Genomic DNA, 15,890 nt, shown 5'->3' with positions numbered 1-15,890 from the left:
ACTCCCTGAATTTCAAAACCCCGGGGTTGCGGAAGACAACCCCGGGGAAGTTGAAGATAAACAATTAGAAACTAATCACAGCTTCGAGCATGACACCCTTAAAGGCACCTTCGTTAAAGATGCTGGCAGCGTCAAATCCGTCGTACTGCTGGTTCACATACTCAATTTTGGTGAGGATGTTCTTGGTCAGGAAGGCTCCTGCACCCAGCTGGAAGCGGTCTATGGTAATGTCGTCACCGGAGGCTTCCTCATTGCTAACGGTATTGTAGCGGGTTCCGATGTAGAAATTCTCATTGTTGCCAAAGCGGTAGATCAGTTCTCCCGCAATCTGGGTGGCAGAACGCTTGCTGGTTTCAGCATCGGCCTTACCCTTAACGGCTTCTATGGTTCCAAAGAACTCCAGGCCGCGGTATTTAAAGAACGGGTTGATCATAAAGGCAGTGATCTCATTGCGGAAGCCCGGGTCGTAACGACCAGACCGGAATTGGCTGGAGGCGCGTGCATCGGTGTCTTCCATCACCAGGTAGTAGCGGGAACCGGTGCGGTCTGCAGTGTACAGGTACACGCGGGCTGCATTTCCTGTGCTGTACATGGAACCGGTCAGGCGGAAGCGGAAGTCGTCTGAAATCTGCTTATCATACCCGAGTTTGGCCAGGATGGAGGCTCCGGTTTCGCCCGGGCTGCTTACGGCCTGGTTCAGTTTCCCGTTGGAAAGACCGAACATGGTAAAGAAGCCAGTATTGCCGCGGTAATAGAGCTCGGCACCTACTTCCGTGGTAAAGCCGTCCATAATCAGGTTGCCTACAAAGGGGTTGTACATGGTCTGGGAGTTGTCGCTGCGGCGGAAGTGGGCATCCCCGTAGTTATTCTCCATATGACCCACCTTAATGGTCAGGTGTTTCATGGCTTCTTCCATAAACCCGGGGCTGATAAAGTCCAGGTTGTCAATTTGGAAGTACCCGCCCTTTACATAGGGTTCCGGGTGGTGGCGGGAAGACAGGTAGGTACGCAGGTGCATACGAACGCCTTTGGCCAGGGCTACATCCAGGTCCAGGTTGGCGGTTGCCAGGTTAAAGTTGTCCCCGATCTCGATTAATTCCACAGCACCGGAGTTTTCGTGGTTGAGGCCCTGGAATTGCAGGGTGGACGATCCCCCCACGCGTACTTTGACACCGTCAAAGGTCAGCATGCTGTCTTTAGGGGCCTCGAAGACATTGATACCGTCTTTATCCGGAGACCTGAAGTTATCGAGGTTTCTGTTCTGCCCCCACGCGGATAAGCCGAATAATAGGGCGAAGACATAGAGCGAAAATTGAGCGAACGTTTTCATCATGAATGGTTTTAAAGATGAGTATTAAAGTTATCGGGTCCAGACCGTGTTGAACAGGATTTCGATCTGATCGCCGGTTTTTATGGTTCCTAAGAGGGCTTTCGGGGGGTCGATCCCGAAATCGGTCATTAGCAGGGGTTTGGCACCTTTCAGCACAATTTGGCTGTCGGTAAGGGTAAGCTGGCATTCCAGGTCAATGTCCCGGGTTTTGCCCGCAATGGTGAGTTTGCCGTGCAGGGTGGCTTTATACCGGTTGCCGGAAGCGGCCACGATCTCGATTTTGGACATGCGGTCCAGCTGGAAGCGGATTTGCTTGTAGGACTTGGTGTTTAACGCCTTGTACGTATTGTTGTCCATACTTTCCTTCCCGCTTTTCAGGCTTTCGGCCTCCACGCTAAGGTCCAGTTTAGTGATGGCGGGCAATTCCCCGGTGGCGTCCAGCTGCAGGGTACCGGTCTTGCTCTCGGCCGTGATCTCCCAATCGTGGAGGGTGGAGGTGCCCGTTACCAGGAGGTCTTCTTTCTGGTTCTGTATCCGGTACTGCTGCCCCCAGCCTGCGGTTTGGAGCAGCAGGCAACCGGCCAGGAGCCAGAGGGTTTTCGAAACGGTGGGTACGATGGTATTCAGAGATTTCATGATTGCTTTGATTTTACAGGACAAAGTTGCGTACGGAAAACATCGGAAAAGCTGATAAATATCAGTAAAACACCTATTTACCTGATATTGTGTAACATAGGTTACTAAAATTTTTTTAGAATTTTAAATTCAGCGGGCGATAAAGCCCCTGCATGCCGGCGCATTAAGGATACGCGCGTAGGAAACAGACCTTGTCCCTTATTAGCCTCCAATGGCTCCTGCGGCCGGTCGCGGAAAAGGGCATTCCTGATTTTTATCATATTCCCCGCAGGGAGAAGCCCATACTTTTATCGAACGAAATGAATTCGTACCCACTTTTCTTAAGTCCAATCCTATGAAAACGATCACGGAAAAAAAGATGAGCGTCTATACCTTCGGGAACAAGAAAGCCGACGGAAGCCGCGAAATGAAGAACCTTTTGGGCGGCAAAGGCGCCAACCTGGCCGAAATGAGCCGCATTGGAATCCCCGTACCGCCGGGATTCACCATCACCACTGAAATGTGTACCCTTTACACCGAAAAAGGAGCGGAAGCTGTCATAAGTCATATTGAGGAAGAAGTCCGTCAGGCCATTCACAGTATCGAAGAAACCATGGGGGCTGTTTTCGGGGACGACAACAACCCCCTTTTGATTTCCGTGCGTTCCGGGGCCCGGGTCTCCATGCCCGGGATGATGGATACCGTCCTGAACCTGGGACTGAATGACGAATCCATTGAGGGCGTTATCAAAATGACCGGGAACGATCGTTTTGCATGGGATTCCTACCGCCGCTTTATCCAGATGTACAGCAGCGTGGTGATGGGGCTGAAGCCCGAATCCAAGGAAGACCTGGACCCGTTCGAGGAAATTATCGATAACCTGAAGGAAAAACGCCGGATAGAGCAGGATACCCAGTTTACCGTACAGGACCTGCAGGACCTGGTGTTCGATTTTAAGGAAATCGTGCGCAAACGCACCGGGAAACCCTTCCCCACCAACCCCTGGGACCAGCTTTGGGGTGCCATCCTGGCTGTATTTGACAGCTGGAACGGAGACCGGGCCATCTACTACCGTAAAATGCACGGCTACCCGGAAGACTGGGGTACCGCCGTTAACGTACAGGCCATGGTCTTCGGGAACATGGGGTCCGATTCCGGGACCGGGGTTTGCTTTACCCGCGATGCCGGTACAGGCGAAAACAAATTCAACGGGGAATACCTGATTGACGCCCAGGGCGAAGACGTGGTAGCCGGGGTGCGTACCCCCCAGCAGATCACCCTGCTCGGGTCCAAACGCTGGGCCGAACTGGCACAGATCGAGGAAGAGCAGCGCAAGGAGCTCTACCCTTCCCTGGAGGAACTCATGCCGGAGATCTACCAGGAACTCTTCCAGTACCAGAACATGCTGGAAACCCACTACCAGGATATGCAGGATATGGAATTCACCATCCAACAGGGCAAGCTCTGGATCCTTCAAACCCGGAACGGGAAACGCACCGGCGCGGCCATGGTGAAAATTGCCATGGACCTGCTGGAAGAAGGGCTGATTGACGAGAAAACCGCCCTGAACCGCATCGAGCCCATTAAACTGGACGAGTTGCTGCACCCCATCTTTGACCCCAAAGCCCTGAAGGAAGCCGAAGTGGTAGCCCAGGGCCTGCCGGCCTCCCCGGGCGCGGCTACAGGGCAGATCGTGTTCTTTGCAGACGAAGCCACCAAATACAAAAACAGCATCCTGGTGCGGGTGGAAACCTCGCCCGAAGATGTGGAAGGCATGAACGTGGCCCGCGGTATCGTAACCGCCCGGGGCGGGATGACCTCCCACGCCGCCGTGGTGGCCCGCGGGATGGGCAAGTGCTGCGTTTCCGGCGCCGGCGCCCTGAAGATCGATTATAAGAACCGTACCATGAAGGTGGGAGACCACCTGTACCACGAAGGCGACTGGATTTCCATCAACGGCTCTACCGGGAACATCCTGGACGGCAAGGTGGGTACCAAAGAACCCGAACTGAGCGGGGAATTTGCAGAGCTGATGACCCTGACAGACAAATACGCCCGCCTGAAAGTGCGCACCAATGCGGATACCCCCAAGGATGCCGAGATTGCACGCAGCTTTGGCGCCTTGGGTATTGGCCTGACCCGCACCGAGCACATGTTCTTTGAAGTGGACCGGATTAAAGCCATGCGGGAAATGATCCTGGCAGATACCGTAAAAGGCCGCCGCCAGGCCCTGAAAGAGCTCCTGCCCATGCAGCGCAGCGACTTTGAAGGTATTTTCCGGGCCATGGAAGGCTTCCCGGTAACCGTGCGGTTGCTGGACCCGCCCCTGCACGAATTTGTGCCCCACCAGCTGGCCACCCAGAAAGAGCTGGCCGAAGACCTCCACATTTCCCTTTCGGCTGTAAAGTCCAAGGTGTCTGAACTGGAGGAATTCAACCCCATGCTGGGGCACCGGGGCTGCCGCCTGGGTAACACCTATCCGGAAATCACCGAGATGCAGGCCCGCGCCATCCTGGAAGCGGCCCTGAATGTGAAACAGGAAGGGATTGAAGCGAAACCGGAAATCATGGTTCCCCTGGTGGGCACCGTGGCCGAATTCCGGGAACAGCGCCGCATCATTGACCATACGGCCGAAGCCCTGTTCCGCCAGCGGAAAGACCGGGTGGAATACTCCGTGGGCACCATGATCGAAACCCCCAGGGCTACCCTGGTGGCCGGCGCCATTGCCCGGGAAGCAGACTTCTTCTCCTTTGGCACCAATGACCTCACCCAGATGACCTTTGGATACTCCCGGGACGATGCGGGTAAATTCCTGCCGGTTTACCTGGAGAAAGGCATCCTGAAGCACGACCCCTTTGAAGTGCTGGATGCCGAGGGCGTTGGCCAGCTGGTACAGCTGGGCACCGAGAAAGGACGGGAAGCCCATCCGGGCCTGAAAGTCGGGATCTGCGGCGAACACGGGGGCGAACCCCAGTCCATCGCCTTCTGCGAGCAGGTAGGGATGGATTACGTGAGCTGTTCCCCCTACCGCGTACCGATTGCACGGGTAGCGGCCGCACAGGCCGCCCTGGCCGCCGAAGCCTGAACCCACTGAACTACCCCGGGAACGGGGTGTGAAAGCAGGATCGCTAACAAAGAAAGTTTACCTTTGTGGCGATCCTGTTTTTTTATGTGGCAGATATTCAAGAAACACATCTACCTGGCAGACTACCTGGAAGGGATGGTAGACATGCACAACCACCTGCTGCCCGGGATAGACGACGGGGCCAAAACCGCCGTGGATGCCCTGGAGATGCTGCACGCTTTTGAAGGTCTAGGGGTGCACCGTTTTATCGCCACCCCCCATATCCTCTCGGACCTCTACCCCAACACCCCGGAAAGCATCGGGCAGGCCCTGGCCGAGTTGCAGGAAGCCCTGTTGATGAAGCAAATGGGGCACATCACGATTGAGGCGGGATCGGAAATCATGATCGATGAAAACCTGCAGGCCTTATTTAAGGAAGAACAAATTGTTCCTTTAAAGGGCAACTTCCTGCTGCTGGAAACCTCCACCCTGCAGGCGCCTATGAACTTCGGGGAAGCCATTATCCTGGCCAATACGCGGCGGTACATCCCCATCCTGGCGCATCCGGAACGCTATCATTACATCTACGCCCACTCCCGCAAATACGAGCAGTACCGGGCACAGGGGATACGCTTCCAGCTGAATATGCTCTCCCTCTCGGGCCATTACGGCGCAACGGTTACCAAACGGGCCCTGAAACTACTGGAAGAAGGGATGATCGATTACCTGGCCTCGGATGCCCACCATATGCAGCACCTGGCCGCCATCCGGGAAATCCGGCTGAGCAAGAAGACCCTGGACGGGTTGTTTCCGGTGATCACCCGCACCATCGAAGATTTTTACTAGGAATTTTTAGAAGCCTTAGCCGAATTGCCACCATTTCTTGGGGGCCCGGCCATAGCCATAACCGTATTTCCCCCCATAGCCCAGGTTGGAATCCACCACGGCATTCACCACAAAGGAGAGGTTCTCCACCTTTTTCTCGGCCGCCAGCTTTACCGGGTAATCCAGTACGCGTTTGTCCGTAAAGCCGGCCTTAACCACATAGAGGGTCTGGTCTACATAGCGGCCGAGTACCTGGGTGTCGCTTACCACCATCATGGGGGCGGAATCCATCACCACATACTCATACCCCTGGGCTTCGGCCCAGGACATCAGGGCCCCGATGCGGTCGTTCATCAGAAGCTCTGCCGGGTTAGGCGGGATTTTCCCGGAGTAGATAATATCTACCGTACCCCCGGTAACTGCATAGGGCTGCACGATCTCCCCTTCTTTCAATTGGGGATCATAGAGGTAATCCGTCAGGCCGGTCATGGCCACATCCCGCTGGGGGGCCGTGGGTTTGGCCGCCTTCAGGTAATCCTTGATGCGGGGGTTGCGGATATCTGCCCCAATCAGGAGTACTTTCTTCCGGGCAAAAGCCAGGATCAGGGACAGGTTCACGGCCGTAAGGGTCTTGCCCTCCCCGGGCACCCCGGAGGTGACCAGAATTTTCTTGATGCCGGATTTTCCGGCCTTGGACTGGATCACAAAATCCAGGTTACTACGCAGGATCCGCATGGCTTCGGCCAACACGGATCGGTCCTCCTTGGTTACCAGTTTAGCCTGTTTAGGGCCCAGGCGGGGCAATTCGGCCAGCACCGGGAGGTCCCCCACGGTCTGCTCCAGATCCATTTTGCTTTTCACCTTGGTGTCCAGCAGGTCCTGCACGTACAGAAAGGCAAAGGGAATAGCCAGGCCCAGCATTATGGCCAGCAAATAATTGCGCATCTTTTGCGGGTGTACCGGCGTATTGCTCAGGGCATAAGCAGCATCCACCACTACGGACCTGGGGGCCGTGCTGGCAAAGGCAATCTGGGCCTCTTCCCGCTTTTCCAGCAGGTACAGGTAGAGGGACTCCGTGGTCTGTTGCTTCCGGGCAATGTCCCGCAGCCGGCGTTCGTCCCCGGGCGCAGAATAGATACGCGCATTGATGCGGGATTGTTGTTTGTTCAGGCTGTTCAGGGTGAGGTTCAGGTTATTTACCGTGCTCTCCAGGCCGGAGAGCAGCGTCCCCTTCAGGGCGTTCAGTTCCCGGTCCAGCTCTTCCACCACCGGGTTGCGTTCCCCGGAACTCTCCAGCAGGCTGCGCCGCTGGGCCACCAGGGAATTGTACCGGGCCGTCGCCTCGGCAATGGATGGGTCTGAAATGCCCACAGGGGCAGATAAAGTGGTATACCCATCCTGGGACTGGATGTCGTCCCGGATGGCCGCCGCAATGCTCAGCTGGATGTTGGCATTTTCCAGCTGCTGGCGGTTTTCCACCCCGGCGCTCAGGTTCAGGTTGGATTCCGCGCCAATGTCAATGCGGCCGCGTTGGGTTTTAAAGGCCTCGGCCGTGGTATCTACCGAATACAGGTTCTCGTAGATTTCGGAAATCCGGGCATCGATAAAGCTGGCGGTCTTATCTGCAATCTGCCGCTTTTCCTCTGCCGCATTCTTGTTGTAGATGCGAATAAGGGTATTGAGGATGTCCTTGGCCTTCTGGGTTACGGGGTCCTGTAAATAGAGGTTCAGGAAGTTGGAGGATTTACTGTCCCAGGGCACCACCTGCACTTCCCTGCGATAATGCTCAGCCATGGCTACTACAGGGCTAACCACCACTTTAAACCGGCGGCCCAGGTAATTTTCCAGGATGGCCGCATCCGGGATCAGGATCATATTCCCCATGGGGGTGGCAATGCGGGAGCCAAAGGTCATGGGCTGGCCCGGGGCGTCCTCCTGGGCCGAATAGGCAAAGGAGCTGGTAGTGGTTGGGGTGATATAAAACGAAAACCCGGCAGAAACCGGCCCGGGCAGTGAATCCACATAGTTGATGGAAAAGGGCTGGCGGCCGTAAATTTCGGAATCCATGATGTTTCCGAGCAGGAAAATCTGGGTGTTCAGGTTCAGCGTCTGCACCAGCTCAATAAAGTTGGATCGGGACTTGATGATCTGGATCTCATCCTGTATAGGGTCATTGCGGTCCTGCATGATCTGCAGGTCCTGGAAAGCCCCGAGTTCAGAACCCGTACCCTCATCCAATTGCAGGCGGATGGAGGCCTGTACCCCGTAACTGGGGGTGGTATAGCGGTTATAGACGTAGGCCAGTATGCCAAAAACAAAAACACAAAGTACAAACCAGTACCACCCTTTTTTATAGGGGCTTAATAATTGGTGCAGGTTAATCTGACGGAGCGAAAAGCGCTCGTTCGAGTCCAGGGCCATAGGGGCGTAATGGGATTATCGGGTGAGGATCAGGGTACTGGTAATAATCAGGGAGAGGATCGAAATGGCCAGGGTGGCGCGGTTATCCTGGGTGGCCCCGCTTACCGCAGAGCTGTTGGGTTCCACATAAACCACGTCGTTCTGAGTCAGGTAAAAGGCCGGGGAGTCCACTACCCTTTTACTGGTCAGGTCCAGGCGGTAGTAGGCCCGGGTGCCCTGGAAATCCCGGATCACCAGCACGTTGTCCCGCATGCCCTTGATGGTCAGGTCGCCAGCCAGGGAGATGGCCTCCAGGATGTTGATTTGCTCCCCGTTTACCGGGTAAGAGCCCGGGTTGCGCACTTCGCCCAAAACGGCTATGCTGAAATTCCGCAGGCGGATGTTGATGATGGGATCTTTGAGGTACCCTGTCTCGGTGAGCTGGCTGCGCAGGAAACTGCGCAATTCATCCGGCGAAAGGCCGGCCACCTTGATTTTGCCCAGCACCGGGAAATCGATTTCCCCGTTGCGGTCTACCAGGTAATCCACGCTCTGGCTCTGGGTGCCTTCCCCCCCGGCCACACCAATGGTGAGGTTAAAGGGGGCGCTTGCCTCCGGGTTCAGGGTAGACACATAGATGCCAATCACATCGTCCACCTTAAAGCGGGGTACAAAGGACTCCTTGGAAACAATGGTTTCGAGGTGGCTTACGTCCTGCAGGTATACCACATCCCTGCGGGAGGCGCAGGAGAGGCATAGCCCCGCCAGGATGGCCAGCAGGCCGGCCCGGCGAATCCAAGTATTTTTCATATGTTCTCTTTTTCCATTTTCGGGTGTTCTTCCCCCTGTTGGGCAGCGGAGGGTTCCGCCTGCCGGTCCAGGTGGCAGTATTCGGAGTTGTTCGAGATGAATTCCGGTACAATCTCCTTCATGAGTTTTACCGGATTCACGTTCTGGAACATGTTATTGATGCAAAGCTCGGTAATGCGCGAACGCACCTCCACATAGTCCAGGTCCCTCACCTTGCTGATCATGATCTTCTTATGATAGGTAGGCTGGGTGTTTTCCCCATTGGCCAGCAGCTCCTCGTAGAGCTTTTCCCCCGGCCGCAGCCCGGTAATCCGGATATCGATGTCTTCCGGGTACCGCAGGCCGGACAATTTAATCATGTTTTTGGCCAGGTCAAAGATTTTAACGGACTCGCCCATGTCAAAAATAAAGATTTCGCCCCCCGAACCCATGGTGGCGGCCTCCAATACCAGCTGGCTGGCCTCTGGGATGGTCATAAAGAAACGGGTCACATCCCGGTGGGTTACCGTAAGCGGTCCCCCGTTGTCCAGTTGTTTTTTGAAGAGCGGGATTACCGAACCGTTGGAGCCCAGCACGTTCCCGAAGCGGGTGGTGATGAATTTGGTGGAAGATTCCTGCTGCACGCAGCTCACGTACATCTCGGCAATGCGTTTGGTGGCCCCCATCACGTTGGTGGGGTTTACCGCCTTGTCCGTAGAGATAAAGACAAACTTCTTCGCCTTGTACTGGTGGGCCAGGTCTACCAGCACCTTGGTGCCCGCCACATTGATCTTGATGGCTTCGTAAGCGTTGTATTCCATCAGGGGCACATGCTTGTACGCCGCGGCGTGGAAGATCACCTCCGGCTGGTGCTCCTGGAAGAGGTTGGTCATGCGGTATTTGTCGCGGATATCCCCTACGATCGGGATAAAGTTGTGGAAGCCGTTCTGCCGCAACTCCTGCTGCAGGTCGTAGAGGTCGGATTCCGCCTGGTCAATCACGACCAGGGATTTGTAGTTGTAATGGCAGAGCTGCCGCACAATCTCACTCCCAATAGAGCCGGCCCCGCCGGTTACCATAATGGATTTTCCCTCCACTTCCCGGGAGACCTTGGTATTGCGAATATTGATGGGCGGCCGGTCCAGTAGGTCCTCGATTTGAACGGCCTTGATCTGGGAAAGTTTCAGTTCGCCATTGATCCAGTCTTCCACCGGGGGCACAATCTTCACTTTTACGGCATAGTCTACCATGCTCTCCACCTGGGCGCGCAATTTGCGCTGCTCAATATTATGGATGGAGAAGACTACCTCGGAAACATGCTTTTTGTAAAGAAACAATTCATCCACCTGGCTGCGGGCAAAAACCCGCACCCCGTTAATGACCTTGCCCTTTTTCTGGGGGTCGTCGTCTATATAGCCCAATACGCGTACCCGGTTCCGGGAATGGGAGGTCAGGGCGTTGTGGGTAAGGATGCCGGATTCCCCTGCCCCGTAAATCATAATGTTTTTCTCGCCCCCCAGGTCGTGAGACACCACATAGGAATACAGCACCTTAAAGACATAGCGGGAAGCCACCAGGGCAATAAAGGCGATCAGGCTGTGGATAATGATAATAGAAAGCGGGATGGTGAAATCCTGTAGGATGCCCATTTTCCGGTTCACGATCACAAAGAGGATGGTCAGGATACTGGAAAGGCAGATGGCGTTAAAAATGTTGTAAACGTCCCGCACCCCTGTATGCCGGATCACCCCTTTATGGGCACCCGTTACCAGGAAGGCCATCATGGAAACCCCCATAATCACCGGCAGCTGCAGCAACAGCTGGTTTACCTCAAAATCCAGGGTCAGGTTAAAGCGAATCAGGTAAGAAAGTACAAAGGACACCCCCACCGTTAGCAGGTCTATGGCCAGCACCAGCCATTTGGATGCATAACGGGAAGCAGAGTTGGCAAGGTAGCTTTGAATCATTTCAAGGATTTTTTAAGGGTTTCCAGGGTGCGGCCCAGGTCTTCCGCAGTCAGGTTAGACCCGCTGGGCAGGCAAAGCCCGCGGGCAAAGAGGGTTTCGGAGGTGCCGTTCGCAAAGGCAGGGGCGCCTGAAAATACCGGTTGCAGGTGCATGGGTTTCCACAGGGGCCGGGATTCAATGTTTTCTTCCCACAGGGCGAGGCGAACGGCCTCGCGGGTTTCCAGGTCCGGCAGCAGGATGGTGGTGAGCCAGCGGTTGGAGACCAGTCCCTCGGGCGCTTCCAGGAAGGTTACCTGGGAGCAGTCTTCCAGGGCCTCCCGGTAAACCTTATAATTGCCCTGCCGGGCCTTTACGCGCTCCGACAACACCTGCATCTGCCCGCGCCCAATGCCGGCCAGCACATTGCTCATGCGGTAATTGTAACCGATGGCGGAATGCTGGTAGTGCGGAGCGTTATCCCGGGCCTGGGTAGCCAGGAATACGGCCCGCTCTTTGATCTCCGGGTTCCGGGTTACCAGGGCGCCCCCGCCGGAGGTCGTAATGATCTTATTTCCATTAAAGGAGAGAATGGCAATATCCCCCAGGGTGCCACAGGCCTGCCCCTTATAGGTGCTGCCCAGGGCTTCGGCGCTGTCTTCCAAAACGGGAATATCGTAATGCCGGGCGATTTCGCGGATCTGGTCATGCTTATAAGGCATGCCATACAGGTGCACCGGCACAATGGCCTTGGGTTTTTTTCCGGATTTTATCCCGGCTTCTATGGCAGCTTCCAGCAGGTGGGGATCCATGTTCCAGGTATCGGACTCACTGTCTACAAATACGGGTTCGGCCCCCAGGTACACAATGGGGTTGGCCGAGGCGGCAAAGGTAAAGCTCTGGCACAGCACCGTATCCCCGCGGCCCACGCCCAGGAGTTCCAGGCCCAGGTGCAGGGCTGCCGTGCCGGAACTCAGCCCGGCTACCTGTACCCCGCCGCCCAGGTAATCCCCAATGGCGGCCTCAAAGGCCGTCAGGTTCGGCCCCAGGGGGGCAATCCAGTTGGTCTCGAAGGCCTCTAAAACATAGGACAATTCCTCAGGCCCCATGTGGGGGGAGGAAAGCCAAATGCGCTCTTGAATCTGGGTGTTCACGGGTTAGGTTTTCTTGTAGGTCGGCTCTCACAAATGTATGTCTTCCAAGGCTATCTTTGGCAGTTCATTACCAGAATTCGCCCAAGACGCACAAAAACACGATGAGCGTAAAGTACGGTATGGCATCTCGGCTGCCAGAATGCCCTAAAACACAGGCCCTGCGGGGATCAGGGCCGTTTGAAGGCTAAACAAGTTACGATTTTTTACCTAATTTTAAGCCTTGTAAGTCCACGGATCCCCCTAAATAAGGTAATCGCCTTGCAGCAGCACCCGAACACCCTGTCGTCCCGCAAACCCAAAGTCCTGGTTACAGGAGCCGCCGGGTTTATCGGCTTCCACCTTTGCCGTAACTTATTGGAGGCGGGGTACCCCGTTGTTGGGCTGGATAACCTGAATACCTATTACGACCCCAAGCTAAAGCAGGACCGGCTGCAGGAACTCGGGATTACCCCGGCACAAAGCGAAACCGCGGGACAACTCCAGCCCAGCAGTCGCTACCCGGAGTTTCAATTTATCCGCCTGGCCCTGGAGGATACCGCAGGGATGCAAACTCTGTTTGCAACGGTCAAACCCGATCGGGTATGCCACCTGGCCGCCCAGGCCGGGGTACGCTACAGCCTGGAGCAGCCCGAACAATACGTACAGAGCAACCTGGTGGGTTTCCTGAACATCCTGGAGGGCTGCCGCCACCACGGGGTTAAGCACCTGGTGTACGCCAGCAGCTCCAGCGTATACGGCACCAATGCCAAGGTCCCCTTTTCCACGGAAGACCGCACAGACCACCCCATTAGCCTGTATGCGGCCACCAAAAAAGGGAACGAACTCATGGCCCACACCTACAGCCACCTGTACGGCTTTGCCACCACCGGGCTGCGCTTCTTTACCGTTTACGGCCCCTGGGGCCGGCCGGACATGGCCCTGTTCCTCTTTACCGATGCCATCCTGAAGGGCAAACCCATACAGGTCTTTAACTACGGGAAAATGGAGCGGGACTTCACCTATATAGACGATATTGTGGAAGGGGTGCGCCGCATCCTGGAAAAGGACCCGGCAGCCCGCCTGGCCTCCGGCGACCTGTACAAATTATATAATATCGGCAACAACAACGCGGTCAGGCTCATGGATTTTATCCAGGCCATTGAGGCTGCTACCGGGCGGGAAGCCATTAAGGAAATGATGCCCATACAGCCCGGGGATGTGGAAAAAACCTGGGCAGACGTTTCCGGCCTGGCCCGGGATTACGGGTACGCCCCCAATACCCCTGTAACCGAAGGGGTAAACCGGTTTGTACAGTGGTACCTGGACTATTATCAGATAAATCCTTCAGGGCTGTAGTCCCATTTATCGAGAATAACCGAACATTAATACAGTTTTGTTGGGTTTAGTGCCGGGCTTACCCCATCTTTGAGGGTAAATTGATCACTTTCATGCAACCTTCCTCCCCGGGCCTTGACCCGAACACTTCTGTTTTAGTGACCGGCGGTGCCGGTTTTATCGGTTCCAACCTTTGTGAAGCCCTGCTTCAAAACGGCAATACGGTACGCTGCCTGGACAACTTTGCCACCGGCAAGCCGGAAAACATGGACGCCTTCCGCGACCACCCTAAATTCTCCTTTATAGAAGGGGATATCTGCAACGCGGAAACCTGCCAGCAGGCCTGCCGGGGCATGGATTATGTACTGCACCAGGCCGCCCTGGGTTCCGTGCCCCGGTCCATCAAAGACCCGGTAACCAGTAACGATGTAAACGTGGGGGGCTTCCTGAACATGCTGGTAGCGGCCCGTGACCAGGGGGTTAAGCGCTTTGTATATGCCGCAAGTTCCTCTACCTACGGGGATTCGGAAAAACTGCCCAAGGTGGAAGATGAAATCGGGAAACCCCTTTCCCCTTACGCCATCACCAAGTACGTAAACGAACTGTACGCAGAGGTCTTTTCCCGCACCTACGGCATGCAGACCATCGGGCTGCGGTATTTCAATGTCTTTGGCCGTAAACAAGACCCCAACGGGGCCTATGCCGCGGTGATCCCGAAATTCGTGATTCAGCTCATGAAGCACCAGTCCCCCACCATTAACGGGGATGGCACCTTCTCCCGGGATTTCACCTATATCGACAACGTGATCCAGGCCAACCTCTTATGCCTGGCCACCACCAATCCTGAGGCGGTGAACCAGGTCTATAATGTGGCCTACGGGGAGCGGACTTCCCTGAACGAACTGACGGAACTGCTGAAAAAATACCTGAGCGCCTTTGACCCCGAGATCGGGAAGGTGGAAATCGTGCACGGGCCAGAGCGCCTGGGTGATATCCCCCACTCCCTGGCCTCGGTAGACAAGGCCCGGTCCCTTTTGGGCTATGCCCCGGAATTCGACATCAACCGCGGGTTGCAGCAGGCCGTATCCTGGTACTGGGAAAACCTGCAGGTTGCTATATAAGCTACTTGCCAAACGCCTTTTAAAACAAACAAAATATTCAAACGCGCATATGAGCCAAAACATCGCCGTAATCGGCCTCGGATATGTGGGGCTGCCCCTGGCCCGCCTATTTGCCACCCGCTTCCCGGTAATCGGGTTCGACATCAACCAGAAGCGCGTGGCCGAAATCGCCTCGGGCACGGACAGCACCCTGGAGGTGGAAGACCACCTCCTGCAGGAGGTGCTGCTGCCTTCCTGGACGGGCAAAAATGGGCTCTACCCCTCTAGCACCCTGGAGGACCTGAAGGAGGCCAACGTCTTTATCATTACGGTGCCCACGCCCGTAGACAAGAACAACCGCCCGGACCTGACGCCCCTGTACCGCGCCAGCGAAACGGTGGGCCAGGTGCTTAAAAAAGGAGATATCGTAATCTACGAATCTACCGTATACCCTGGGGTAACCGAGGAGGAATGCGTGCCCGTGCTGGAACGGGTTAGCGGGCTAACGTTCAATACCGATTTTTACGCTGGGTACTCCCCGGAGCGCATCAACCCCGGAGACAAGGAACACACGGTGGACAAAATCCTGAAGGTCACCTCCGGTTCCACCCCTGAAATCGGGAAGCAGGTAGATGCCCTGTACGCCTCCGTGATCACGGCCGGCACCCACCTGGCGCCCACCATCAAGGTAGCCGAAGCCGCCAAGGTGATCGAAAATGCCCAGCGGGACATCAACATCGCCTTTGTAAACGAGCTGGCCAAGATCTTTAACCTGATGGGCATAGACACCCATTCCGTCCTGGAAGCCGCGGGCACCAAATGGAACTTTCTGCCCTTTAAACCCGGGCTGGTGGGTGGCCACTGCATTGGGGTAGACCCGTACTACCTGGCCCAGCGCGCCCAGGAATTTGGTTACCACCCGGAGATTATCCTGGCCGGGCGCCGCCTGAACGACAGTATGGGCGGGTACGTGGCTTCCGAGGTCATCAAACTGATGGTGAAAAACGATGTGCACATCAAGGGTGCCAACGTTTTGGTGCTGGGAATTACCTTTAAGGAAAACTGCCCGGACGTGCGCAATACCCGGGCCGTGGACGTGATCCGCAGCCTGCAGGACTACGGTACGAATGTAACCGTGTACGACCCCTGGGCAGACCCTGCGGAAGTGCAGCATGAATACGGCCTGGAAACCATACAGGAGTGCCCGCAGGGCCCGTTTGATGCAGTGGTGCTAACCGTTGCCCACAAGGCCTTCCAGGGCCTGGACCTCCGCAGCTTGCGCCAACCGGAGGGCGTGCTGTACGACGTGAAAGGAATCCTGAAAGAGCCGGTACACGGTAGGTTGTAAAAACCAAC

At 55.8% G+C, this 15,890-nt stretch carries 11 protein-coding genes; 5 read left to right on the top strand and 6 right to left on the bottom strand.

The genetic code is table 11. The features are described 5' to 3' along the window. Positions 1-64 precede the first annotated feature (64 nt). Complete coding sequence (locus OZ410_RS10520; protein ID WP_277707921.1) at positions 65-1,330, bottom strand: hypothetical protein; 1,266 nt, start codon at positions 1,328-1,330, stop codon at positions 65-67. Between the two features lie 30 nt (positions 1,331-1,360). After that, complete coding sequence (locus tag OZ410_RS10515) at positions 1,361-1,966, bottom strand: YceI family protein (protein WP_277707920.1); 606 nt, start codon at positions 1,964-1,966, stop codon at positions 1,361-1,363. Positions 1,967-2,300: 334 nt separating this feature from the next. On the opposite strand from OZ410_RS10515, the gene ppdK reads away from it, so the two are divergent. Both ppdK and OZ410_RS10505 read left to right on the top strand, forming a co-directional pair. Beyond that, positions 2,301-5,030, top strand: a complete 2,730-nt coding sequence (ppdK, locus tag OZ410_RS10510) for a pyruvate, phosphate dikinase (protein ID WP_277707919.1) — start codon at positions 2,301-2,303, stop codon at positions 5,028-5,030. 84 nt (positions 5,031-5,114) lie between these two features. Next, a complete protein-coding gene (locus OZ410_RS10505) occupies positions 5,115-5,855 on the top strand; it encodes a tyrosine-protein phosphatase (protein ID WP_277707918.1) in 741 nt (246 codons plus the stop codon). Between the two features lie 15 nt (positions 5,856-5,870). On the opposite strand, the gene OZ410_RS10500 is transcribed toward OZ410_RS10505, so the two are convergent. The 4 genes from OZ410_RS10500 to OZ410_RS10485 are packed head-to-tail and all read right to left on the bottom strand — an operon-like array spanning position 5,871 to position 12,108. Beyond that, complete coding sequence (locus OZ410_RS10500) at positions 5,871-8,255, bottom strand: GumC family protein (RefSeq protein ID WP_277707917.1); 2,385 nt, start codon at positions 8,253-8,255, stop codon at positions 5,871-5,873. A gap of 15 nt (positions 8,256-8,270) precedes the next feature. Continuing rightward, positions 8,271-9,044: a polysaccharide biosynthesis/export family protein gene (locus OZ410_RS10495; RefSeq protein ID WP_277707916.1), complete on the bottom strand. Its 774-nt coding sequence runs from the start codon at positions 9,042-9,044 to the stop codon at positions 8,271-8,273. After that, on the bottom strand, positions 9,041-10,990 hold the full coding sequence (locus OZ410_RS10490; RefSeq protein WP_277707915.1) for a polysaccharide biosynthesis protein: 1,950 nt from the start codon (positions 10,988-10,990) through the stop codon (positions 9,041-9,043). The genes OZ410_RS10495 and OZ410_RS10490 overlap by 4 nt, the downstream gene beginning before the upstream one ends. After that, positions 10,987-12,108, bottom strand: coding sequence for a DegT/DnrJ/EryC1/StrS family aminotransferase (locus OZ410_RS10485; protein ID WP_277708366.1), 1,122 nt, complete (start codon positions 12,106-12,108; stop codon positions 10,987-10,989). The genes OZ410_RS10490 and OZ410_RS10485 overlap by 4 nt, the downstream gene beginning before the upstream one ends. Before the next feature lie 270 nt (positions 12,109-12,378). Here OZ410_RS10485 and OZ410_RS10480 point away from each other — a divergent pair, with 270 nt between their 5' ends. From OZ410_RS10480 to OZ410_RS10470, 3 genes are all read left to right on the top strand, one after another. Next, positions 12,379-13,455, top strand: coding sequence for an NAD-dependent epimerase (locus OZ410_RS10480; RefSeq protein WP_277707914.1), 1,077 nt, complete (start codon positions 12,379-12,381; stop codon positions 13,453-13,455). Positions 13,456-13,547: 92 nt separating this feature from the next. Then, positions 13,548-14,555: an SDR family oxidoreductase gene (locus OZ410_RS10475; RefSeq protein WP_277707913.1), complete on the top strand. Its 1,008-nt coding sequence runs from the start codon at positions 13,548-13,550 to the stop codon at positions 14,553-14,555. A 49-nt stretch (positions 14,556-14,604) separates the two neighbouring features. Continuing rightward, the gene (locus OZ410_RS10470; protein ID WP_277707912.1) at positions 14,605-15,882 is read left to right on the top strand and encodes a nucleotide sugar dehydrogenase; all 1,278 of its coding nucleotides are present in this window, start codon (positions 14,605-14,607) and stop codon (positions 15,880-15,882) included. Positions 15,883-15,890: the final 8 nt, after the last annotated feature.

Source organism: Robiginitalea aestuariiviva (assembly GCF_029537735.1).
In the GTDB taxonomy this organism is placed as follows: Bacteria; Bacteroidota; Bacteroidia; order Flavobacteriales; family Flavobacteriaceae; genus Robiginitalea; species Robiginitalea aestuariiviva.
This window is presented reverse-complemented; position numbering and strand designations above follow the sequence as displayed.

Coding starts and splice junctions, on each gene's coding strand:
- OZ410_RS10515 (WP_277707920.1), bottom strand. CDS start 1,966: ATGAAATCTCTGAATACCATCGTACCCACCGTTTCGAAAACCCTCTGG.
- OZ410_RS10520 (WP_277707921.1), bottom strand. CDS start 1,330: ATGAAAACGTTCGCTCAATTTTCGCTCTATGTCTTCGCCCTATTATTC.
- OZ410_RS10470 (WP_277707912.1), top strand. CDS start 14,605: ATGAGCCAAAACATCGCCGTAATCGGCCTCGGATATGTGGGGCTGCCC.
- ppdK (WP_277707919.1), top strand. CDS start 2,301: ATGAAAACGATCACGGAAAAAAAGATGAGCGTCTATACCTTCGGGAAC.
- OZ410_RS10475 (WP_277707913.1), top strand. CDS start 13,548: ATGCAACCTTCCTCCCCGGGCCTTGACCCGAACACTTCTGTTTTAGTG.
- OZ410_RS10490 (WP_277707915.1), bottom strand. CDS start 10,990: ATGATTCAAAGCTACCTTGCCAACTCTGCTTCCCGTTATGCATCCAAA.
- OZ410_RS10495 (WP_277707916.1), bottom strand. CDS start 9,044: ATGAAAAATACTTGGATTCGCCGGGCCGGCCTGCTGGCCATCCTGGCG.
- OZ410_RS10505 (WP_277707918.1), top strand. CDS start 5,115: ATGTGGCAGATATTCAAGAAACACATCTACCTGGCAGACTACCTGGAA.
- OZ410_RS10500 (WP_277707917.1), bottom strand. CDS start 8,255: ATGGCCCTGGACTCGAACGAGCGCTTTTCGCTCCGTCAGATTAACCTG.